Raw genomic sequence first — 20,841 nt, 5'->3', positions numbered from 1 at the left:
GGCGCATCTGCTCAAGTGGGGAAACCTTCTGCGGGTTGGTCAGCTAGCCGGCGCTCGGTGTAATTATATTTTTTAGAGATCGAAAGCTTTTTTATCAAAAGAAAACGAGGGACATCTATGACCACAGTCGGCCACTTAAGAAATGAATTATTGGCGACGTTTCGGCGCAATCCGCAGATCGGTTTTTCCACTGCGTCGCTGAATCGCGCACTCAAATTGACGTCAGCCGAGGACTTCAAAGTGATGGTGCAGGCGCTCACGGGAATGGAAAATGATGATTTGATTCATCAAGACGACAATCAGCGCTACATGCTCGGCGGCAAGCCGCAGAGCATGCAAGGCGTGTTCCACGGCAACGAAAAAGGCTTCGGCTTTGTTGCCATCGAGGATCAGGACAACGATATGTTCATTGCCCCGCCGAACACGAAATTTGCCATGGACGGGGATACTGTTGAAGTCACAGTCGTCCACCAGGCCCGGCCTGGCGACACGCGCGGTCCCGAAGGCGCGATCACCAAGGTGGTTGAGCGTAAAAACACCCGGTTAGTGGGCGAGTATGCGCCATTGTCCGATGCCGAGCACAGCCGCACGGGCTTTATTGGCACGGTCACGAGTCACGAAAAGAAACTGGCGCGCTATCCCATTTTCATCAAGGATAATGGTACCGTGCCGGAACGCGGCGACATGATCATGGCCGAAATCACTGAATTTCCGAACGCCGACCGGCCGAACAGCATGGTGGGGCTGATTGTCCAGAACCTGGGCAACAAGAATGCGCCTGGGGTCGACATCATGTCGCTGGTGCTGGCCAACGATATATACGTGGACTACCCAGACGATGCGATGGCGCAGGCCAACGCCATCCCAGATCACGTCACGGCTGAGGACCGGTTGGGCCGGCGTGACATCACCGATCAGCCGGTGGTCACCATCGACGGGGATGACTCCAAGGACTTCGACGACGCGGTGGTGGCATGGAAGCTGCCCAACGGCAACTACCATTTGGGTGTCCACATTGCGGATGTCTCCTACTACGTGACTGAAGGCTCGCCGCTGGACAAAGAAACCTACAAGCGCGGTACCTCGACCTACCTGGTCGACCGGGTCATTCCGATGCTGCCATTCCGGCTCAGTAACGGGATCTGCTCGCTGAACCCCAACGAAGACCGGTTGGCCATGTCCTGCGACATGGAAATCGATGGCGAGGGCCGCGTGGTCAGCCACGAAATTTACCAGAGTGTCATTCGCTCCCACGGCCGCCTGACCTACAATAAAGTCAACCAAGTGCTCGATGGTGATCCCGATGCGACTGCCGAATACGGCGACTTGGTCCCAATGCTCAAGCTGATGGCGAATCTGCATAAGATTCTCTACAAGATGCGCCATGGTCGCGGCGCCATTGACTTTGAGGAAAATGAAGCCCAGATCATCGTGGATGACCAGGGCCACCCGACGGATATTGTGCTGCGCGAGCGCGGTGTGTCTGAGCGCATGATTGAAAGCTTCATGCTGCAGGCCAACGAGACGGTGGCGGAGCATTATAATCGCATGCACGTGCCGTTCCTGTACCGGGTGCACGAGACCCCAGACGAGGATCGCATTAAGGACTTCGTTGATTTTCTGGCTACCTTCGGCCTGCAAGTCCCAATCAAAAAGGGGCAGCAGGTGACGCCGAAGATGTTGCAGAATGTCAACACTGAAGTTGCGGGGACCCCTGAGGAAATGATGGTCAACGTCAAAATGCTGCGCAGCCTGAAGCAGGCGCGTTACTCTGACGAGCCGCTTGGCCATTTTGGCATCGCGGCCAAGTACTACTGTCACTTCACCAGCCCGATTCGCCGCTACCCTGATTTGGTCGTGCACCGGCTGATCCGGACCTACGCCATTGAAGGCACCGGCGATAACGTGCAGACCAAGTGGGCCGAAAAGCTCCCGGACATCGCCGCCCAGGCCTCGACCCGTGAGCGGCATAGTGTTGATGCCGAGCGCGCCGTTGATGACCTGAAGAAGGCCGAATTCATGGCCGATAAGGTCGGTGAAGAGTTTGATGCCGTGGTTTCCGGCGTTGCTGGGTTCGGGATGTTTGTTGCGCTGCCGAACACCGTTGAAGGCCTGGTTCACATCACCCGAATGACCGATGATTATTACGGGTTCTTGGAAAGCCAGATGGCCTTGATCGGCGAGCGCACGCACCACATTTACCGCATTGGGCAGCCGGTGCGCGTGAAGCTTGAAGCCGTCGACGTTGAGCAGCGTCAGGTCGACTTCTCACTGGTGCCGACTGAGGATACACCGACAACCGATTTGGTCGTGCCAAAGCAGCCCCGGCGTCAGCCGCGACGCGATGATCACAAAGCTGGTGCGCCGAAGCCTGGCGACCAGGGCAAGCGGCACAACGCCAAGCGGCCGACTGGGCACGCCAAGCCGTTTCGCAACACGATCGGCAGCCAGGTCAAAGGCCACGCCACTCGCGGTGGCAATAAAGGAAACAGACATTAACCAAAGAAGGTGAGCCGATGGCAAAAAAAATGAAGCCGAAGCCCGATAACCTTCTGGCCCAGAACAAAAAGGCCCGGCATGACTACAACATCCTCGAGACCTATGAGGCAGGCATTGCCTTGACCGGCACCGAGATCAAGTCGGTGCGGGCTGGCAAAACGACGCTGCGTGATGGGTTCATTCGCATCACGAATAACGAGGCTTGGCTGGTCAACGTGCATATCAGCCCGTACAAGGAGGGCAATCAGTTTAACGTTGACCCGCTCAGGTCACGCAAGCTGCTTTTGCACAAGAAGGAAATTGCCAAGCTGCTGGCCGCGTTGACTCAACAAGGCAAGACCGCAGTGCCGCTTCGCATGTACCTCAAGCACGGCTACGCGAAGGTCTTGATCGGGGTGGCCGAAGGGAAGAAGCTGTACGATAAGCGAGAGGCCTTGAAGCAAAAGGACCAGAAGCGAGATATCGATAGAGCAATCAAAGCACGCTACTAAGTAAAAAATCCAAGCCAATCGGCTTGGATTTTTTGCTTTCAAAGCTTTAAGAAGATATCGAGCCTGACGTACGGCCAGTTGCCTTTCATCGTCCAGTCGGTGATTTTTGCATAGACGTTCAGGCCGGCGTCGAGCAGCCGGGCGATCACGATGTTCTCGCGCTTCGGCAGGTACCCGAGCTTGCGGCCGGGCAGGGTCTCCACTCGCGTTGCAAAGGCATCGTACGCATTTTTCTCCCGCAGCAGGCGTACCTGCTGGCCGAGCGCCAGGTCGGCAGTCAATGTCGCCGGATCGGGCACATGAGCGGTGCCGGCGACATGATGATTGATCAGAAAAATCTCGCTGCCGGTCAGGTCGGTTGCTTGACTCGGCATTCCGCCGTGCCATGGCGTCAGACCGTTACCCCCGGTGACCGGTTTGATTTCAAATTCACCCATGACGGTTACCTCCTAAATCGCCAACCAGCTGCCCATACAGCACAATGTTTGCCGCCACCTGCTGTTTCAGCCGATTGAGGGCCAGTTGCAACTCGGCGCGGTGATGATCCCGCCAGGTCTCACTTTTCAGCTGTGCCTCGATTGTCAGTGGCCACGCTTGATACAGCGCAAACTTGCGGGCTCGCTCCTGCGCCAAGTCGGTCAGCAGGTCGGCCAGCTGGCGGTTCAGCTCCTGGGGTGACAGGTTTTCGTCTTCGCGGTTTGCCAGCATTGCAGCGATAGCCTCCAAGACTTCAAGTAGCCCGTTGGCGTAAGCGTCCAGCACTTTCAAGAACAGCCAGGCGTCCGCTGCACTTTGGTGGGGATGCAGATCCGGATGAAGCGCCTTGATCAGCTGCTTATACAAGGTGTTCAGCTCCTCAGATTCCGAGTCAGACAAAACTGGCAGGGCCAAGTAGCTGGTGGCCTCATTTAATTGGCTGCGCATGAATGCCAGATAGCGAACACGGTCGGCAAACGAGGCAGTGATCTTGACTTCGATCACTGGCAAATCAATGGGCTCGCCGCGGTTCAGGTACTGGCGGATCAGGCGGATCCGCATGGCGGTTTGATCGCGTTTGAGCTCGGCTTCGTACAGGCCGATCTCCAGCGGTCCAAATTCGCTCCAGTAAAAAGCGGTGAGGTTGGGCACGCGATGATTGCTCAAAGCATCATTTTCCTGTACAGCGTCAAGCAGCAGTTCCGCTGCGACGTTTACCCGACGGCGCGCCAAGACGGTCTCGGGGGGATAACATCAGGTCATACACGTTGCCCACCTCCTTTGATATCATTATCCGGCGGCGGGAAATCGCTTGCAAGTTTCCGCAAAAAAAAGATCCGCCGAAGCGAATCTTGGCAACCTAGTCGTAAATATAGTCGCGGGTCAGCGGCAGGCCAGTGCCGGAAGGGGCCTTCGTGACCAAGTACTGGATGACATCGATGTTCCCGGATTCAAAAGACGCGGCTGCAGCCTGCAGGTAGATGTCCCACATGCGTGTGAATTCATAGCCGAACTTCTTTTGAATGGTGTTGCGATGCGCATTGAAATTTTCGTCCCAGTGTTCAAGTGTGCGCTGGTAATGACGGCGGAGGGGTTCAAGGTCGGAAATCTGCAGCCCGGCATCGATAATGTGATCGATGTTTTCACTCAGACCGGGGATGTAGCCACCCGGGAAGATGTACTTGTTCAACCAGGCATTAGTGGCACCGCCTTGCTGGCGGGTAATGCCGTGAATCAGAGCGGAGCCGCCAGCCGCCAGCAGCTTCGTGACGTCCTTGAAGTACAGCTCCAGGTTCTCCTTGCCAACATGCTCGAACATGCCGATCGAAGTGATGTAATCGTAGGGACCGTCTGTGAGTTCGCGGTAGTCGACCAGCAGGACGCGGGCGTGGTCTTCAATGCCTAATTTTTGGATGCGCGCGTTGACAAAGTCGTACTGCTCCTTGGACAGTGTGATCCCGGTCACGTCGAGGTGGTAGCGCATGGCGGCGGTCAGCATGAGCGTACCCCAGCCGCAGCCAATATCCAGGAAGCGCCGGCCGGGCTGTGGGTCGAGCTTGCGCAGAATGTGCGTGACCTTGTTTTGCTGAGCGGCCGTGAGGTCCTGATCCCAGTCGTCAAAATAGGCGCAGGAATAGGTCATCGTGTCGTCGAGCCAAAGCTTGTAGAAGTCGTTGCCGAGGTCATAGTGGGCCTGAATGTCCGCCTTGCTCTTCTTTTCAGTGTGCGATTGTTTGGGGATGAACCGCATCAGTTTTTTGTTGCGCATAAACGAGCCTGCGCTTTCGTATGCGGCCGTCAGCAGCTCCTGGAGGGGGAATTGACCGCCGCCGGTCACATCGATGTCATCGCGCATGTAAGCCTCGCCTAGCGCAAGCGACGCGTTTTTGAGCAGCTCCTTGGCGGGGATTGCCTGTTTCATGTGGATCGTGAGGCTTGGCGTCCCCTCGCCGTAGGTCTTTTGCGTGTGGTCCCAGTATTCCACCGTGATGGGAATATTGAACGAGCGCGCAAACATTTGGTCGTAAAATTGTTTTTCGAGCATGAGTGACCTCCTTAAAATCTGTTCTTAAATACCTTACTCTTTTCACGGGGAAAAGGAAAATCTCAGCGATTCACCAAATGGTGTCAGGGCTGTCGCATCGCGGTTAGCACACCGTGTGCCACTTCCGGACCGAGAGTATTTTCAACTATTCGAATGGTCTTTTCAGGCCTAGTCTTCGGGCTCATCCAGTGTGTAATACAGATCCTTTTCCGGCAGCAGTACCTCGGCGCGAGTGGCCGCGTCGAGCGCTTCGGCTTCGCGCTCCGGGTGGAAGCTGTGCCAAGGCACAATGATGCGCGGGGCAACTGTTTGCGCCAGAGTGATCAGATCCGCCCGCGTGGCGTGACCAGTGCAGGACAAAAAGGTCAGCGGGATGGCGTGCGCGGTCAGAAAGTCTTTGAGCTGCTGGAAGCGGGGATCATAGTCGCCCAGCGGTTCGCCATTGGTATGGACGTAATTGCCCACGGGCAGCGCGGCCAGGTCGGCCAAGTGGCTGAACGAGTTCTCCAGCAGATACTGGTCTGGCGCTTGGCGCAGCGCGTCGGCAGTGATCGACTTGCCGATGATCTGGTCCGCTTTCAGCCCGGTCATCGTCTCCAAAATCACAGCGTCGGCAGGTTCCCAGACCATTTGCCGGTGCGCCTGGTGCGCGGCTTCTTGAATCGCCGCCAGCCGCGCGTAGTTGCGATTGTAGGGATTGATTGCGACCAGCTGCTTGGTGTTTCCCAGCAGACTGCTCAATTGTGCCTGCAATTCACTTTCGGTCAGCGCGGCGCTGGGATGATTTTGATCTTCCACTGGCGTTTCTGTGTCAAAAGAGAAGGTGGTGCCTTCAAGCATGAACATCGCCAGCTTCTTGTCGTGAAACACCTGGGACCAGTGGGCGACGCGTTCGGGATGCGGTCCATTTAGGCGGACATCGCCGGAGTGCGCATACCAGCGTGTTCCATCGCCCACCAAGAGCGCCATGATGCCTGGCTCGTCGTGATCGGAAGCAAAGCCCTCGACCGAAAAGGCCCCGACGGTCATGGGTGTCTCAAACGGGAGGGGGTGCAGATTGCGGACGGGCTTTTCAATGCCCAACTCGATTAGTGTCTGATAGAGCCGGTAGCTGGGTGCGGACAGGTACACCGGGATGTCCTGCTTCAGGTACTGCAGTGCGCCCATGTGGTCGATGTGAAGGTGCGAGATGAAAATTGCCTCGTGCGTCCAGTGATCTTCGGCCAGTCCAAAGAGTTCCGGCACGTTGGGCAGTTTCCCGTTTGCGATTGCCGAGGCCGCCGTTTCGTTCGTTAGGTCCGCGGCCACGCCAAAATCCATGATCACCCGGCTGCCTGCTTGAGAAAATTCCACTATGTTGCCGCCAATAGTCCTCAGTCCGTTCAAAAATCTGATTTGTGTCATCGTGTCCTCCTGGGTGGCGGTGAGCCGGTGAGACCGGTGCCGCTTAATCGTAACTGGTTATTCTACGCCACTTTTGCCGCGGCGTCACGTGGGTGACATACGGCCGTCTGAGTTTTTCGGTAACGACTGGCATTTAGCCAGCCGTACGAATTTTGGCCGAACAAAAAGAGCCGACTGCGCAGCCGACTCTTCTTGGTAAAAGCTGTTTACTTTGCGTCCTTCAGAATCGTTTCGGTCTTCTTTTGTAGGGTGCCCATGGCATCTGCTGGCTTAGTGTGCTTAGTCGTCATCGAATCAACGGCATCCAGCAGGTCATTGCGGTACTCGGTGAAGCCCTTGAAGGCGGTGGACTGGAAGCCGGAATCCAGTGAGTCGACGGCTGCCTTGTTCACTTCGTGGTTCTTCAGGTAGCTCTGGAAGCTGGCATCTTTGACTGCGGACTTGCGCAGCGGCACGTAACCCGTCTTTTCTGCCCACTTGATGGTTTCCTTCTTGGAGGTCAGGAACTTCATGAAGGCCCAAGCACCTTTTTGCTGATCGGCAGAGGCAGACTTGAACATCACAAGGTCATTGCCGGCCAGCTCAGTGGCTTTCTTGCCCTTGTATGAAGGCACCGTCGTGGTGTTCCACTCAAAGCCCTTCGGTGCATTTTGCTGCATCGAGGAAACGCCCGCAGAGGAGCCAATGTAGAAGAGGGTCTTACCCGAGGTGAAGTTCTTGTCACCGTAAATATCTTCACCGGCGGTCTTGGCTTCACCATCTTGCAACATGTTGAAGATCATGTTGGTGACTTGCAGGGTCTTCTTGGAGTTCAAGTTCGCCGTCAGGTCTTTGGAGACCAAAGCGTTGCCGTTCTGGCGAGCCAGTGCTTCGAGTTCCATGTCGAATGAGGCATCGAAGCCGACAACTGCGACGCCCTTGCTCTTAAGCGTCTGACCGAGCGTTTGCAGCTCTTCCCAGCTGGTTGGGACCTTGTTGACCCCCAGCTTCTTCATCAGTGCTGGCTGGTAGTACATGATCCGGGTCGACTTAGAAAACGGCATGGAGTAGTACTTGCCCTGATACTTCGAGCTGGAGATAAAGGCCGGGTAAATATCCTTCAGCGAGCTTTGGCTCAACTTGTCGCTGCCTTTGAGCATGTATGGGTCCAGCGGTGTGATGAAGCCGTTGGAGACATAGTCAGGAACGGTCGTGTAAGTCGTTTGCGCCATGGTTGGCAGTGACTTTGACTTGGCCCCCGCCATGATCTTTTGCTGCAGCGCAGTGTAGTTGCCTTGGGCGGTGCCCTTGACCACGTACTTGCTTTGCGAGTTATTGAAGTCTTTAATAATGCCGTCAAGTGCAGTCTTATAAGGACCGTTCATGCCGTGCCAGAAAGTGATGGTCACTTTCTTGTCACTGGTGCTGTTTTTACTTGAAGCGTTCGAATTGCCACAAGCGGCAAGGGTCAGGCCCAGCAGAACGGCGGCTGCCCCAAGTAATGATTTACCCCAAACACTCTTTTTCATGAGTTAAACTATCCTTTCAATCCAGCTTTTGAGATTCCAGCAATGATGTATTTCTGCAAGAACATGTAAACAATGACCATTGGAATGATCACGAAGGTCGAGGCCGCCATCAGCAGCTGATATTGCGTGCCCGCGTCGGTGGTAAAGGCTTGCAGCCCAACCGGCAGGGTGCGCATTTTTTCGCTGTTGGTGACGATCAACGGCCACATGAAGGAGTTCCAGGACCCGATGACTTCAAGGACGGTCACGGCGGTGATCGTCGACTTACTCATCGGGACCAAGACGGTCCAGAGGTACTTCCAGTCCGAAGCGCCGTCCATTTTCGCGGCGTAGTAAATCTGGTCAGGCGTGGACTGAAACGTCTGACGCAGGGTGAAGACAGTGAAGAAACTGGCCAGCCAAGGAAGAATAAGCGCCCCGTACGTGTTGACCAAACTCATCTTCGACAAGGTGACAAAATTGGGAATGATCAGCATCTCTCCGGGGATCATCATGGTTCCAAGGAAAATCATGAACAGGAAATTCTTGCCCCAGAAGCGAAGCCGCGCAAAGGCGAACGCCGCAAGAATGCTGGTCAGCAGCTGACCCACCGTGGTGACCACGGTGACGATCACCGAGTTAACGAAGTAGCGCAAGAACGGTGCGGCGTGAAACGCCTCGACATAGTTGTGCCAGCGCAGCACCTGAGGGATCCACACCGGCGGCACCTTGATGGTTTCCGGACCGGACTTCAGCGAGGTAGAGATCATCCACAGGAAGGGGATCAGCATCGTCAAGGCCCCGAGGGCGACAATCAAGTACAGTAGAACGCGACTGATTTTTTTTGCCATGATGATGCCCCCTTAGTAGTGAACGTGCTTGCGTGAGTACCACAACTGCACGAAGGTGACCAGGAGAATCAAGACAAAAAGCACAACGCCGCTGGCAGCCGCGATCGGGTACTTATACTCGGTGTAGAATTTTTCGTACAGGTAGTACACGATGGTCAGGTCGGCTTTCCCAGGCCCTGGAGTGCCCTGGAACAAGGCGAAGATTTGGTCAAACACCTTGAACGAGCTGATCACACCGTTGACAGAGACCAGGAAGGTGATCGGTGAAATCATCGGGATCGTGACGTTCCAGAAGCGCTGCCAGGCGTTGGCGCCATCGATTTCGGCCGCCTGATAGTAGCCTTTATCGATGTTGTTCAGCCCCACCAGGAAAAGGATGATGTTGAACCCGAGATCCTTCCAGATACTCATGATGATCAGCGCCAGCAGGGACCAGTGGGGATCCGTCAGCCAATTGATGGGATGGATCCCGACCAGACTCAGAAAGTAATTCATGAGTCCGTAGTCAGAATGGTAGATCCAGTTCCAGACCATCGCGATGGCGACGGTCGACGTGACGAACGGGAGAAAGTAAACAGTGCGGAAAAAGCCGGACAGCCACTTGATCTGATTCAGCAGCAGGGCGATGATCAATGACAAAATCACGGTGATTGGCACGACTCCGGCCACGAAGATCAGCGTGTTGCGCACCGCCAGATGAAAGTCTGGGTCGTTCCAAAGGTAAATGAAGTTGTCGAACCCCATCTTGCTCACTTTATCCGTGTAGAAGTTGTACTTGGTATAGAAACTCATCAGAAGCGATGAGATGATCGGCCAAATACTGAACGTCACGGAGATCACCAGCATTGGCAGGAGGTAAAGGTAGGCCTTGAGTGACGACTTCAGCGTGGGCTTCTCATTCATCATGGGCATCACCGCCAAAAATCAACGCACCTTTTTCGTCAAAGAGGAAAAATCCCGCTTTGGTGAGGAAAAAGTCGCCTTCCGTCTGGCTTGCCGGCAGTCCAGCCATTTCGGTGGAGAGCAGCGTCTCGCCGTTGTAGGCCAGATTGGCGGTAGCTTCCCGGCCGTACTTTCTGGCCTGCTTCAACCCGGCGTGGATCTTCGCCACCATTTCCTGACCGTTATCAAACGGGACGATGGCCTCGCTGCGAATCCCGGCCGTTTTGGCTTGGGCCAGGATGCTGGCCGGCACGCTGCTGACCAGATCGGCCTTCAGCGCGTCGGCGGGCAGGGTGTTGATGACGGGCTCACCGATAAACTTGGCCACAAACAGGTTGGCTGGCCGCTCGTAAAGCACCGTTGGCGTCGAGAACTGCTGAATCGTGCCTTGCGCCAGGACCATGATGTTGTCGGAAATGTGCAGCGCCTCGTCCTGATCGTGGGTCACGAAAATGGTCGTGACGCCAGTTTCCTGCTGGATGCGGCGGATTTCCTGACGCATCTCAATGCGCAGGCGCGCGTCAAGGTTCGACAGCGGCTCATCAAGGAGCAGCAGCGAAGGTGATTTAGCTAACGCACGCGCGATCGCGACCCGCTGCTGCTGGCCCCCGGAGAGCCCGCCCGGCTTTTTGTCAAGCTGGTCATCCACGTGGACGAGCTTCGCCAGTTCTTCGGCTCGCTTGTACCGTTCGGCCTTTTTGACCTTCTGCATCTTGAGTGGGAACGCGATGTTGTCGCGAACGGTCAAGTGCGGGTAGAGTGAGTAGTTCTGAAAGACCATCCCGACTTTGCGTGCCAAGGCGTCTTTTTTTGTGACGTCTTCATCCCCAAAGTAAATGTGGCCAGAGGTCGCCGGTAGTAAGCCGGAGATCAGGTTAAGGGTCGTGGTTTTGCCCCCGCCGCTTGGCCCTAACAGGGAAACAAGGGTGCCGTCAGGAATCTGAAAATTCAGATGCTTGAGGGTATCTTTCTTTCCGTCGTAGGACAAAGTGACGTCTTTAAACGTTACTTTCAACCCGGTTACGCTCCTTCAACTGTATTCGCGTGTCGCTAACTGGTGCGTCGCGGCACTAGATATATCGTAGCAAAGATGCGGCAAGGCCACAAGATACAGTATGATGACAGAACGCGCTCACCAGATGTGGCGGATGAGAGAGAATGCTGAGGATTCTATTCCTTTTATTCAATATGGCACTCATTCGCTGCTCCTGAGAGTTAGAGAGAGACTGACCAGGATTTAAAAACTCTTTGACCTGTTTTGCCAAAGCCCGTGGTGCCTCAAGCGGCGCGTTTAAGAATAACAGTTGCAATTGGCACTTATGCTTATAATTAAATTAGAACTGGCCAAACAAGGGTGCTTTTATCACTTTGGTAGTAGCGACACGCGGTGTGTCAGACTTTTGAATGATAGTCACCTATCCTGACGGTTGGGGGCAATCGCAAAGTTTGCTATAATGGGCGGCGTGACTGATCGGCGGTCAAGGAGGGGATGTTGCGGCGACGCCGGTCGGAAAGAGGCAGCCGCAACGATCATGATTCGTCCAAGTAAACCCGAAGACGCGGCGCAAGTCGTGCCGCTGATTGATCTTGTCTTTGAAGAAATGGAAATTCCTGCGCTGATGCGGATGGCCAAACCGGCGCTATACAAGGTGTTTGAGCAGGCGTTTAAGCTGCCAAAATACCGCTATGGCTATCCGCAAACCACGGTCCACGTCGGCAGCCAAGGCGTTGATGGCATCCTGGTTGGGTACCCGCATGAGGCGGAGGCACACATCGATGACGCCTTTAAACCGCTGCTTCCAAGCGTTGGTCTGCCAATCGATCATGAGCTTTTTCCAGATGTCGAATCCGACCCTGGTGAGTGGTACATCGACACGCTGGCCGTTGCCGAAGCCGCCCAGCACCATGGTATCGGGACGGCTTTATTGAACGGCATTGTGACGCCTTTAAAAAAACAAGGCGTGACGCTGTTATCCCTGAATGTTGACCAGACTAACCCGCATGCCGAGCACTTATACCGCAAGTGCGGGTTCGAGAAGACGCGAGAGCTGATGATTGGGTCCCATCGCTATAACCACATGACTAAAGCCATTTAAGCCAAAAGGCTGAGACATCAAGCGGTTTTAGCTCAAAGTACAAGCGCCTCTGTGCCACGATTCGTTTTTAGAATCGCGGTGCAGAGGCGCTTGGGCGTTGTTCATAGAACGCGACTGGGGGATGTGTCTTGCTTCTTTTTTAAACTAAAAATGTGTGGTCGGCGGTCAGGTTCCAGTCGTGTAGGCCAAATTGCCACGAGTCAGCGGGTTGGTCAGGTGCACGAAGCGCCACCGGTCGAGTACGGCCGCCACCAACAGTCCGGCGTGAACATTGCGGGGATCGAGAATGTCGATCTTGAAAGTGGTGGAAGTCGCCGCACCCACGGCCGCAATCGTGGTTACCGTTTTGACCCCGTGGTAGATGTGGTATTCATTGGCCAGCAGGTTGCCGAAAATCAGCCAGTTGAGGTCAGTGACAAACACAAACTCGTGCCAGACGCCCAGCATTTTTTTCACGCTGCCGGCTTTTTGACCGTTCAAGGTCAGGTCATAGCGCGGCGACATCCCCATGGTTTTCTGCCGGATCTCGCCCAATTCCTGGCCGGAAATCGTGTGCAGGTTAAAGGTATCGTTTGCCAGGCCATGCCGACCATTCAAAATGAAGGCGGGTTTTGACTGGTCGTCTTTGACCACGGTCACGCCTGACTCGTGCAGTGCTTGGGCATCAATATAATACAGCATTGCGTTCGCCGCCTTTTTCCTGTTGGTTCAGGGCGATGGCGTGGTGAATGGCCTGGGCGACCCCATCTTCAACGTTGGTTGCAGTGACGTGCCACGCCAGCTGTTTGATCTGGGGAACCGCGTTGGCCATGGCTACACCGTACTTGGCCATTCTGATCATCGATTCATCGTTGAGATTATCCCCGATGGCCATCACCGAATCCATGGTGATTTTCTTCAGCGCAGCGTAGGCGGCCAAAGCCGGGCCTTTTTGGGCATCTTTCGCATTGATTTCAAGGTTATTCTCGCCGCTTGACGTAATTGCCAATTCGCCCTGGGCCTCAAGTTGCTGTTTGAGCGGCGCAAGCGCGGCCTGGCCGCCGTCGGCAAACACCACGACCTTGAGAATCTCGGTGTCAGGGGTGACATACTCCCGGTAGTCGTCCACGTACTTGGTAAAGAGATACTGGATCCTTTTTTCCGCTTGGGCAGTCAGCTGGTCGTCGCTCAGCTCTGGATGATAGCGGCGCAGTGCGCGTTTCATGTCCGCCAGGCGGTGCGCGTAGGAATTGGAAACGACGCCGTCAGGAATCACCAGTTCGCAGTAAAACCCAGCGCGGTCGATCTCGTCGAGCACGGAGAACAGCAGGTCATGGGCCAGCGGAATGTGGACCTTGACCTGACCGGCCTCGTTGTACACTAAGGCGCCATTGATCGTGATAAAAGCAGGCTTGAGACCGTGACGTGAAAGCCGCGGCTGGGCCTGCGGCAAGTTGCGGCCAGTGGCCACGATGAATTCGATACCGGCTGCTTGGGCGTCACGAATGGCTTGGGCATTGGCTGGCGACACTTCGGAATCGGCGTTGAGCAGGGTGCCGTCCAAGTCGGATGCGATCAGTTTGATCATGACAAAACCTCCAATCATCGCAATTCTACCATAAAAGCGGATGCAAAGCGGGCGATGCTTGAGTACACTAGACGGGGAGGCTAGCAATGAAAACACTCATTCACAACGACTGGCAGACGGTGCTTGCCCCGGTGTTTGAAGGGCCGGAGTACGCGCGGTTGCACCAGTTTCTCAAGCAAGAGTATCAGACCCAGACAATTTACCCAGAGATGCACCACATCTTCCAGGCGTTTGAATGGACGCCGTTTGATCAAGTCAAGGTGGTCATACTCGGGCAGGACCCCTACCATGGGCCCAATCAGGCGGTGGGCGCCAGCTTTGCGGTTGCCCCGGGGGTCCCACTGCCGCCGTCTTTGCAGAATATTTATAAGGAGCTGCAGGATGATCTCGGGTACCCACCGGTGCGCCACGGCTACCTCAAAAGCTGGGCCACGCAAGGGGTGCTGCTGCTCAACGCGGTGCTGACCGTCCGGGCGGGCCAGGCTAATTCGCATCGGGGACAAGGCTGGGAAACGCTGACCGACGCGGCCATCGCGGCGTTGTCCGACCGCGGGGGCGTGGTGTTTATCCTGTGGGGCAGCTCAGCGCGGGCCAAGAAGCAGCTGATCGACCTCAGTAAAAACGCGGTGGTCGAGTCGCCGCACCCGAGCCCGTTGTCCGCTTACCGCGGTTTTTTTGGCAGCCGACCGTTTTCGCGCACCAATGCCCTGCTGACCAAAATGGGCGAAGCACCCATCAACTGGCAGCTGCCAGAGCTCCCGGCGCAGTAAATTTTCAGTGCGGTTTGCGCGAATCATTGCTATGATAGAGCATGAACATTGTATGCGCTAACAAAGCAATTAATGGAGGGATCATTTTGGACTTAATTCAGAGCTTGGAGCAGAAAGTCACTGGCAAAAACTACAGCATTGTTTTCCCTGAAGGCACTGACCCCCGCATTCTTGGTGCGGCGGTGCGGCTTGCTTCAGATGGGCTGATTCAGCCGATCGTCCTTGGTGAGCAAAGCGCAGTCGAGGCAGTGGCGAAGGACAAAGGCTTCAACTTGGCAAAGCTAACCATCCGCGATCCGCAAACCGATGCGCTGCTCCCAGAGATGGCAAAAGCCTTCTTTGAACGCCGCAACGGGAAGGCCACTGAAGAACAGGCCGAGGCCATGGTCAAGGACCCGAATTACTTTGGCACCATGCTGGTGTACATGGGCAAAGCAGACGGCATGGTTTCCGGTGCGGTTCATTCAACCGCTGATACCGTGCGCCCGGCGCTTCAGATCATCAAGACCCGGCCAGGGGTGTCGCGGACGTCAGGCGCGTTTATTATGCAGCGCGGGCGCGACGAGCGTTACCTGTTCGCGGACAACGCGATCAACATCGATCCTGACGCTCAGACCCTGGCAGAGATCGCCGTCGAGTCGGCGAAAACGGCCAAGTTATTCGATATTGATCCCAAAGTGGCGATGCTGAGCTTCTCCACCAAAGGCTCCGCCAAGGCGCCGCAGGTCGACAAAGTGGTTGAAGCCACGGCCTTGGCTCAGAAGTTGGCCCCAGATCTGGCGCTTGATGGCGAGCTTCAGTTTGACGCCGCGTTTGTGCCGACCGTCGCGAAGCTGAAGGCCCCGGAGTCCAAGGTGGCAGGCAATGCCAATGTCTTCATTTTCCCGGACCTGCAGTCCGGCAACATCGGCTACAAGATCGCCCAGCGGCTTGGCAACTTCGAAGCCATCGGCCCAATCCTGCAGGGCTTGAACAAACCGGTTTCCGATTTGTCCCGCGGCGCCAACGAGGAAGATGTTTACAAGGTCGCGCTGATCACGGCAGCCCAAAACCTGATCGACTGATTATGGTAAAATGGTCTCAGTTTGGACCGTCACAAAAGCGCCGGTGCAATTGCCCGGCGCTTTTGCGTTGAAGGAGGCACAGAGATGGAATTCAAGGACGAAACCGCGCTGCAGGCGTTTGCGGCGGCGGTGGCGCCGAAGCTTCAGGCCGGGGACATTCTGCTGTTGGACGGGGATCTGGGTGCCGGGAAAACCAGCTTCACCAAGGGCCTGGCCCGCGGGCTGGGGATCACCGATTACATTAAAAGTCCCACCTTTACGCTGATCCGCGAATACCCAGATGGCCGCCTGCCGCTCTATCACATGGACTTATACCGCCTTGAGGGCGGCGGGGCAGGCGACTTGGGCCTAGAAGAATACTTTGAAGGCGATGGTGTCTCGGTGGTCGAGTGGCCTGATTATCTTGGTGAAGCGATGCCTGATGCGTATCTGCTGATTCACTTTCTCAAGGATGAAGTTGACGATAACAAGCGCACGCTGACTTTTGAAGCGGTTGGCGCGCGGGCGCAGGCCCTGCTTGCGGCCCTGCCAACAAAATGAGCAAGGTCACTAAAACATCCCGCCAGGTCAAAGCCTGACGGGATGTTTTCGGTTATGCGGTCATTTTCAGCATGGGCGCGAGCGCTGCCTGACCAAAGCGCTGTTCCTGGGCGATCAGGATCCGGGCGCAGGCGTAGCTGTCCTGCAAAGCGTTGTGGTGGTGGACCAGCGGGATGTGAAGCGCCGCGCTGACCGTATCCAAGCGATGGTTGGGCAAGTCGGGCATCAGTTTTTTTGACGTGCGAGCGGTGTCGATCACTTGGTACTGAGGCACCGCGAGGTCGTAGCGCTCAAGTGTCCGCCGCAGAACGGAAACATCAAACGGCGAGTTGTGTGCCGTCACCAGCTGATCGGCGGTGAAAAAGCTTTGGATGTGCGGCCAGACCGCTGGAAAGGTGGGCTGGCCTTTGACTTGGGCGGCGGTGATGCCGTGAATGCGGACGTTTTGCGGCTCAAAGGGGCCTTCCGGATCGATCAGCGTGTAGAAGGAGTCGACCACCCGATCGTTGCGCACCACGACAAGCGCGAGCGAGCAGGCACTGGCCCGCTGGCGGTTCGCGGTTTCAAAATCCATCGCAATAAAATCCATTTTAGTCTCCTATTAGGTCTGTGGTTTGCAGCTCAACCGGGCAGTGGTCCGAGCCCATGATTTCGTTGTGAATCTTGGCGTCCTTCATGAACGGGACGAACCCGTCGCTGCCCACGAAATAATCAATGCGCCAGCCGGCGTTGCGCGAACGGGCATTGAACCGGTAGCTCCACCATGAGTAGGCCTCGGTTTGGTCGGGGTAGAAGTGGCGGAACGAGTCCGTGAACCCGGCGGCCAGCTGCGTGGTGAAGTCCGCACGCTCCTCATCGGTGAACCCTGCATTGTGGTGATTGGAAGTGGGGTTTTTGAGGTCGATTTCATGATGCGCGACGTTGAGGTCGCCGCAGTAGACCAGCGGTTTTTTTTCGGCCAAGGTCTGGGTGTAGGTCAGAAAAGCCTTATCCCAGGCCTGCCGGTAGGCGAGCCGCTTCAGCTCACTGCCGGAGTTGGGCGTGTACACCGTGATCAGGTAGAATTGCGGGTATTCCAGCGTGATGACGCGGCCTTCATCGTCGAATTCGGGCACACCGATTTCGTAAGTCACGTGAATTGGTTCATGCCTGGTAAAAATGGCGGTGCCAGAATAGCCTTTGCGCTCGGCGTAGTTAAAGTACTGGTGATAACCTGGCAGCTCGAGCGTCGCCTGACCCGCCTGCATTTTGGTTTCCTGGATGCAGAACCAGTCTGCGTCCAGCGAGTTAAAGGTCGTCATAAAATCATGCTTTAAGACGGCCCGCAAGCCGTTGACGTTCCATGAGATCATTTTCATCGTGTGCTGCCTCCGTTCGTATTGCCTCCAGTATATAAGAAAAACCAGCTCGCCTCAAACCGCTGGCGAACCGGCATCTATGTTAAAATTAGACCGTAATTTAATCTTGGGAGGCAGATCATGACTGCAGCCGTAATCGATGGCATCACGATTTTAAAAAATGAACCACTCAGTAAATATACGTTTACCCGCACCGGGGGCCCGGCAGACCAGTTGGCCTTCCCGCGCACGGTTGAGGAAGTGGCAGCGCTGGTGCAGTACGCCGATGACCAAGGCCTGCCGATCACAGTGATCGGTAACGCCTCAAACCTGATCGTGCGTGACGGCGGCATCCGTGGGCTGACCCTGATCCTCACGCAGATGGATCAGATCACGGTTTCCGGCGATCAGGTGACTGCCCAAGCCGGTGCGCGGTTAATCGACACGACTGAGGCGGCGTATCGCGCGGGGCTTTCGGATTTCGAATTTGCGTGCGGGATCCCTGGCAGCATCGGCGGTGCCGTTTACATGAACGCCGGCGCCTATGGTGGGGAGATCAAGGATATTCTGACGGCGGCCACCGTGTTGACCAAGGCTGGCGAATTGAAGCATTATGACAACGCGGCCATGGCGTTCAGCTACCGGCACAGCCTGGTGCAGGACACTGGGGACGTGGTGCTGGAGGCCACTTTTCAGATGACGCCTGCGCCCAAGCCCGACATTCGTGCGCGCATGGATAAGTTGAACGCGCGCCGCGCCAGCAAGCAGCCGCTGGAGTACCCGTCTTGCGGCTCAGTGTTTAAGCGGCCGGTCGGGCACTACGTGGGGCCGATGATTCAGCAGGCGGGTTTGCAGGGCCATAAGATCGGCGGCGCGCAGATCTCGATGAAGCACGCCGGGTTCATTGTGAACATTAACCACGCGACGGCGACCGACTACATGGCGATGATCCGCTACGTGCAAAAGAATGTGTTGGCAAAATTCGGCGTTCAGCTGGAGCCTGAGGTCCGTATCATGGGGACTGAACAGACATTATAAAACGACACGAAGGAGGTGAGCAGCATGCAGTTGGTCGAAGCGGTCTTGTTGCTCATTTCGTTGGTGATTCTCTCAAATGTGATCAGTCATTACCTGGTGGCCGTGCCGGTTTCGCTCATTCAGGCAGCATTGGGCCTGGGTGCAGCACTATTTTTTAAGCTCAGTCTCGACATGCAGACCGACTGGTTCATGCTGTTGTTCACAGCGCCGCTGCTGTACAACGATGGGCGGCGATTTCCCAAACGGGAGCTGTGGCAGCTGCGCGGGGCCATTGTCGGTAACGCCATTTTTCTGGTCTTTGTGATCACCTTTCTCGGCGGCTTTTTCCTGCACTGGCTTGTGCCGGCCATGCCGCTGGCGGCTAGTTTCGCGCTGGCGGCGATCATGGCGCCCACGGATCCGGTGGCGGTGCAGTCGCTAGCCAGCCGGGTCCACTTACCGGCGGGACTGATGCACCTGATCGCGGGCGAAAGTCTGATCAATGACGCCAGTGGGCTGATTGGCTTCAAGTATGGCATCGCGGCGGTTATGACTGGTGCCTTCATTTGGACTCAGGCCATCGGCGACTTCCTCTATATCGCACTGGTGGGGGCGCTGGCCGGGGCGCTGCTCATGGGCATCATCAACTTAGTGCGGTTGTGGCTGCTTCAGCAGGGCATCAACGATACCATCCTGCATGCGGTGCTCCAGCTGATCACGCCGTTTTTGATTTACCTGTTGGTCGATGAAGTCATCGGGGCCTCTGGTGTGATTGCCGTGGTGGTGGCTGGGCTGTTGACGAACGCCTCGGGCAACCGGTTTGTTTCCGCCTTGCCCGAGTTGCGCATAGTGACGGAGAAAACCTGGGACATTGTGGTGTATGTCCTAAACGGCCTGATTTTCATTTTGCTGGGGTTGGAATTGCCAGTCGCGATGCACGCGACGATTGAAAGTCGGGCGGTTTCGACCTGGCAGGCGCTGCTGGATATGGTGCTGGTCTATCTGGTCATGCTTGCCATTCGGGTTCTCTGGACCTATGGCTACATGTGGGTGAGTGCCTGGCACAAGCCGACCGCTGCTCATCCCAGCGCGTATTTGGCGCTGTTAAATGGAATCTCGGGGGTGCGCGGGGCGATTTCTCTGGTCGGGGTGCTGGCCGTTCCGGTGATGCTGCCCAGTGGTGCACCGTTTCCGGAGCGTTCCTTGATGCTCTTCATTGCGGCCGGGTACATTGTCTTGTCGATGATCGTGGCGACTGTGGGCCTGCCTTTGATGACTAACAACCGGGCGCCGCTGAAGCTGCGCGGCTCGGCAACCGAAGATGGCGACCCTGCAGCGGCCGTCGCGCCGCATGATGTGCGGCTACTAACCCACGCTCAGGCTCAGCGGGTCTTGTACCAAACGGCGGTGCGGAAGCTGGAAAGTGAGCGGCGAGAACAGAATCAAAAACCGGCGCTTGATTTGATTGATGAGTACCAACACTTGCTGCGCCGGCTTGACCTTCAGGAGGACGACAGTGATGATTTGCCGCCGTTTGTCCAGGATGAGATCGATCTGCGCGCAGTCGGCGTGGCCGGGGAGCTGGCCGCGCTTGAAACCTTGTATGAGGCGGACAAAGTGAGTGACCGCCTGTATCAAAAGACTAAACGCCGCCTGCACACGCGGGCGCGCTCCCTGGCCGCGATGGCGCAAAACCACGGCCACCTGAACCTGACGGACTTTTTGGATCGGGCTAAGGCGGCAGTGCCGCACTGGTGGCATAAGGTGGCGGCAGACCGGCTGGGGCAACCAGTGAATGAGGAGCGGTTGTTGGTCGAAAAAGAAATTGCCAAGGGTGGGCTGAAGACGCTCAGCAATTACTTGAAGGAACCCGAGCACCGCGCCCGGCAGTTTAACCGGCAGGTGATTTACGCCCTGATTGTTCAGTACCGCAATCGCATCGCGACCGCTAAAGCCAAGGCCAAAGGGACCCACAAGTCCCTGCAGTACGAGGATGAGATGAACCGGCTGCGGACGCTGGCGCTTGCGGCGGAGCGCGCGGCGATTCACGACTTGCTGGAGCAGGGTTACATCAATGTCGCCATGGCGCAGCACCTGTCTCAAACCGTGAACTACACGGAGAATGCCGCAAACTTGGCGGCCGCCGAGTAGCATCCCGTTGGGTCAATAAATGATAGAATGGACAAGTAAGCGGGTTCCCGCGTGACTTGTTCGTTTTGCAGGGAGCCTCTGGCTGCCTGCTTTTTGTTCTCAAG

The 20,841-nt window shown here is 56.1% G+C and carries 20 protein-coding genes; 8 read left to right on the top strand and 12 right to left on the bottom strand.

Annotation, left to right across the window (positions count from 1 at the left end):
- Positions 1 to 117 precede the first annotated feature (117 nt).
- Both rnr and smpB read left to right on the top strand, forming a co-directional pair.
- The gene (rnr, locus tag JUF21_RS00420; RefSeq protein ID WP_203662490.1) at positions 118 to 2,499 is read left to right on the top strand and encodes a ribonuclease R; all 2,382 of its coding nucleotides are present in this window, start codon (positions 118 to 120) and stop codon (positions 2,497 to 2,499) included.
- 17 nt (positions 2,500 to 2,516) lie between these two features.
- Positions 2,517 to 2,990, top strand: a complete 474-nt coding sequence (gene smpB, locus JUF21_RS00415; RefSeq protein WP_125758263.1) for an SsrA-binding protein SmpB — start codon at positions 2,517 to 2,519, stop codon at positions 2,988 to 2,990.
- 38 nt (positions 2,991 to 3,028) lie between these two features.
- Here smpB and JUF21_RS00410 read toward each other — a convergent pair whose 3' ends face one another.
- From JUF21_RS00410 to JUF21_RS00375, 8 genes are all read right to left on the bottom strand, one after another.
- A complete protein-coding gene (locus JUF21_RS00410) occupies positions 3,029 to 3,427 on the bottom strand; it encodes an HIRAN domain-containing protein (RefSeq protein WP_203623214.1) in 399 nt (132 codons plus the stop codon).
- Positions 3,420 to 4,133 (bottom strand): J domain-containing protein, encoded by a 714-nt coding sequence (locus JUF21_RS00405; protein ID WP_203623213.1) that lies wholly within the window; start codon positions 4,131 to 4,133, stop codon positions 3,420 to 3,422. Before JUF21_RS00405 ends, JUF21_RS00410 begins: the two co-directional genes overlap by 8 nt.
- Positions 4,134 to 4,326: 193 nt before the next feature.
- Entirely contained in the window at positions 4,327 to 5,511 is a 1,185-nt protein-coding gene (locus tag JUF21_RS00400; protein WP_203662482.1) for a cyclopropane-fatty-acyl-phospholipid synthase family protein, read from the bottom strand.
- A 168-nt stretch (positions 5,512 to 5,679) separates the two neighbouring features.
- A complete protein-coding gene (locus JUF21_RS00395) occupies positions 5,680 to 6,915 on the bottom strand; it encodes an MBL fold metallo-hydrolase (protein WP_203662480.1) in 1,236 nt (411 codons plus the stop codon).
- 206 nt (positions 6,916 to 7,121) lie between these two features.
- Positions 7,122 to 8,423: an ABC transporter substrate-binding protein gene (locus JUF21_RS00390; RefSeq protein WP_203623210.1), complete on the bottom strand. Its 1,302-nt coding sequence runs from the start codon at positions 8,421 to 8,423 to the stop codon at positions 7,122 to 7,124.
- 8 nt (positions 8,424 to 8,431) lie between these two features.
- Entirely contained in the window at positions 8,432 to 9,253 is an 822-nt protein-coding gene (locus JUF21_RS00385) for a carbohydrate ABC transporter permease (protein ID WP_125758215.1), read from the bottom strand.
- Between the two features lie 12 nt (positions 9,254 to 9,265).
- A complete protein-coding gene (locus tag JUF21_RS00380) occupies positions 9,266 to 10,159 on the bottom strand; it encodes a carbohydrate ABC transporter permease (RefSeq protein WP_203623209.1) in 894 nt (297 codons plus the stop codon).
- Positions 10,149 to 11,210 carry an ABC transporter ATP-binding protein gene (locus JUF21_RS00375; protein WP_203623208.1) on the bottom strand — a complete coding sequence of 354 codons (1,062 nt, stop codon included), beginning with the start codon at positions 11,208 to 11,210 and terminating at the stop codon, positions 10,149 to 10,151. Before JUF21_RS00375 ends, JUF21_RS00380 begins: the two co-directional genes overlap by 11 nt.
- A gap of 514 nt (positions 11,211 to 11,724) precedes the next feature.
- Between JUF21_RS00375 and JUF21_RS00370 the strand changes: the two genes are divergently transcribed.
- Positions 11,725 to 12,291: a GNAT family N-acetyltransferase gene (locus JUF21_RS00370; RefSeq protein ID WP_125758219.1), complete on the top strand. Its 567-nt coding sequence runs from the start codon at positions 11,725 to 11,727 to the stop codon at positions 12,289 to 12,291.
- A gap of 165 nt (positions 12,292 to 12,456) precedes the next feature.
- On the opposite strand, the gene JUF21_RS00365 is transcribed toward JUF21_RS00370, so the two are convergent.
- On the bottom strand, positions 12,457 to 12,972 hold the full coding sequence (locus JUF21_RS00365; RefSeq protein WP_125758209.1) for an LURP-one-related/scramblase family protein: 516 nt from the start codon (positions 12,970 to 12,972) through the stop codon (positions 12,457 to 12,459).
- A complete protein-coding gene (locus tag JUF21_RS00360) occupies positions 12,956 to 13,858 on the bottom strand; it encodes a Cof-type HAD-IIB family hydrolase (RefSeq protein WP_203623207.1) in 903 nt (300 codons plus the stop codon). Before JUF21_RS00360 ends, JUF21_RS00365 begins: the two co-directional genes overlap by 17 nt.
- 86 nt (positions 13,859 to 13,944) lie before the next feature.
- On the opposite strand from JUF21_RS00360, the gene JUF21_RS00355 reads away from it, so the two are divergent.
- The 3 genes from JUF21_RS00355 to tsaE all read left to right on the top strand — a co-directional run bounded on the left by JUF21_RS00355 (position 13,945) and on the right by tsaE (position 16,232).
- Positions 13,945 to 14,628, top strand: a complete 684-nt coding sequence (locus tag JUF21_RS00355) for a uracil-DNA glycosylase (RefSeq protein WP_125758205.1) — start codon at positions 13,945 to 13,947, stop codon at positions 14,626 to 14,628.
- An 86-nt stretch (positions 14,629 to 14,714) separates the two neighbouring features.
- Positions 14,715 to 15,692, top strand: coding sequence for a phosphate acetyltransferase (pta, locus tag JUF21_RS00350; RefSeq protein WP_203623206.1), 978 nt, complete (start codon positions 14,715 to 14,717; stop codon positions 15,690 to 15,692).
- An 84-nt stretch (positions 15,693 to 15,776) separates the two neighbouring features.
- Positions 15,777 to 16,232, top strand: a complete 456-nt coding sequence (tsaE, locus tag JUF21_RS00345) for a tRNA (adenosine(37)-N6)-threonylcarbamoyltransferase complex ATPase subunit type 1 TsaE (RefSeq protein ID WP_203623205.1) — start codon at positions 15,777 to 15,779, stop codon at positions 16,230 to 16,232.
- 52 nt (positions 16,233 to 16,284) lie between these two features.
- Here the strand turns inward: tsaE and JUF21_RS00340 are convergent, their stop codons facing one another.
- Both JUF21_RS00340 and JUF21_RS00335 read right to left on the bottom strand, forming a co-directional pair.
- Positions 16,285 to 16,821: a 3'-5' exonuclease gene (locus JUF21_RS00340; RefSeq protein WP_203662471.1), complete on the bottom strand. Its 537-nt coding sequence runs from the start codon at positions 16,819 to 16,821 to the stop codon at positions 16,285 to 16,287.
- A 1-nt stretch (position 16,822) separates the two neighbouring features.
- The gene (locus tag JUF21_RS00335) at positions 16,823 to 17,590 is read right to left on the bottom strand and encodes an exodeoxyribonuclease III (protein WP_203623203.1); all 768 of its coding nucleotides are present in this window, start codon (positions 17,588 to 17,590) and stop codon (positions 16,823 to 16,825) included.
- Between the two features lie 120 nt (positions 17,591 to 17,710).
- On the opposite strand from JUF21_RS00335, the gene murB reads away from it, so the two are divergent.
- Both murB and JUF21_RS00325 read left to right on the top strand, forming a co-directional pair.
- Positions 17,711 to 18,607, top strand: coding sequence for a UDP-N-acetylmuramate dehydrogenase (gene murB, locus JUF21_RS00330; protein WP_203623202.1), 897 nt, complete (start codon positions 17,711 to 17,713; stop codon positions 18,605 to 18,607).
- Between the two features lie 24 nt (positions 18,608 to 18,631).
- Positions 18,632 to 20,737 carry a sodium:proton antiporter gene (locus JUF21_RS00325; RefSeq protein ID WP_203662469.1) on the top strand — a complete coding sequence of 702 codons (2,106 nt, stop codon included), beginning with the start codon at positions 18,632 to 18,634 and terminating at the stop codon, positions 20,735 to 20,737.
- Positions 20,738 to 20,841: the final 104 nt, after the last annotated feature.

This window comes from Lacticaseibacillus sp. 53-4 (genome assembly GCF_016861805.1).
Classification (GTDB): domain Bacteria; phylum Bacillota; class Bacilli; order Lactobacillales; family Lactobacillaceae; genus Lacticaseibacillus.
Note: the sequence above shows the minus strand (reverse complement) of the source record. Positions and strands in the feature narration are given on the sequence as shown.

Coding starts and splice junctions, on each gene's coding strand:
- rnr (WP_203662490.1), top strand. CDS start 118: ATGACCACAGTCGGCCACTTAAGAAATGAATTATTGGCGACGTTTCGG.
- smpB (WP_125758263.1), top strand. CDS start 2,517: ATGGCAAAAAAAATGAAGCCGAAGCCCGATAACCTTCTGGCCCAGAAC.
- JUF21_RS00410 (WP_203623214.1), bottom strand. CDS start 3,427: ATGGGTGAATTTGAAATCAAACCGGTCACCGGGGGTAACGGTCTGACG.
- JUF21_RS00400 (WP_203662482.1), bottom strand. CDS start 5,511: ATGCTCGAAAAACAATTTTACGACCAAATGTTTGCGCGCTCGTTCAAT.
- JUF21_RS00395 (WP_203662480.1), bottom strand. CDS start 6,915: ATGACACAAATCAGATTTTTGAACGGACTGAGGACTATTGGCGGCAAC.
- JUF21_RS00390 (WP_203623210.1), bottom strand. CDS start 8,423: ATGAAAAAGAGTGTTTGGGGTAAATCATTACTTGGGGCAGCCGCCGTT.
- JUF21_RS00385 (WP_125758215.1), bottom strand. CDS start 9,253: ATGGCAAAAAAAATCAGTCGCGTTCTACTGTACTTGATTGTCGCCCTC.
- JUF21_RS00380 (WP_203623209.1), bottom strand. CDS start 10,159: ATGATGAATGAGAAGCCCACGCTGAAGTCGTCACTCAAGGCCTACCTT.
- JUF21_RS00365 (WP_125758209.1), bottom strand. CDS start 12,972: ATGCTGTATTATATTGATGCCCAAGCACTGCACGAGTCAGGCGTGACC.
- JUF21_RS00360 (WP_203623207.1), bottom strand. CDS start 13,858: ATGATCAAACTGATCGCATCCGACTTGGACGGCACCCTGCTCAACGCC.
- JUF21_RS00355 (WP_125758205.1), top strand. CDS start 13,945: ATGAAAACACTCATTCACAACGACTGGCAGACGGTGCTTGCCCCGGTG.
- tsaE (WP_203623205.1), top strand. CDS start 15,777: ATGGAATTCAAGGACGAAACCGCGCTGCAGGCGTTTGCGGCGGCGGTG.
- JUF21_RS00340 (WP_203662471.1), bottom strand. CDS start 16,821: ATGGATTTTATTGCGATGGATTTTGAAACCGCGAACCGCCAGCGGGCC.
- JUF21_RS00335 (WP_203623203.1), bottom strand. CDS start 17,590: ATGAAAATGATCTCATGGAACGTCAACGGCTTGCGGGCCGTCTTAAAG.
- murB (WP_203623202.1), top strand. CDS start 17,711: ATGACTGCAGCCGTAATCGATGGCATCACGATTTTAAAAAATGAACCA.
- JUF21_RS00325 (WP_203662469.1), top strand. CDS start 18,632: ATGCAGTTGGTCGAAGCGGTCTTGTTGCTCATTTCGTTGGTGATTCTC.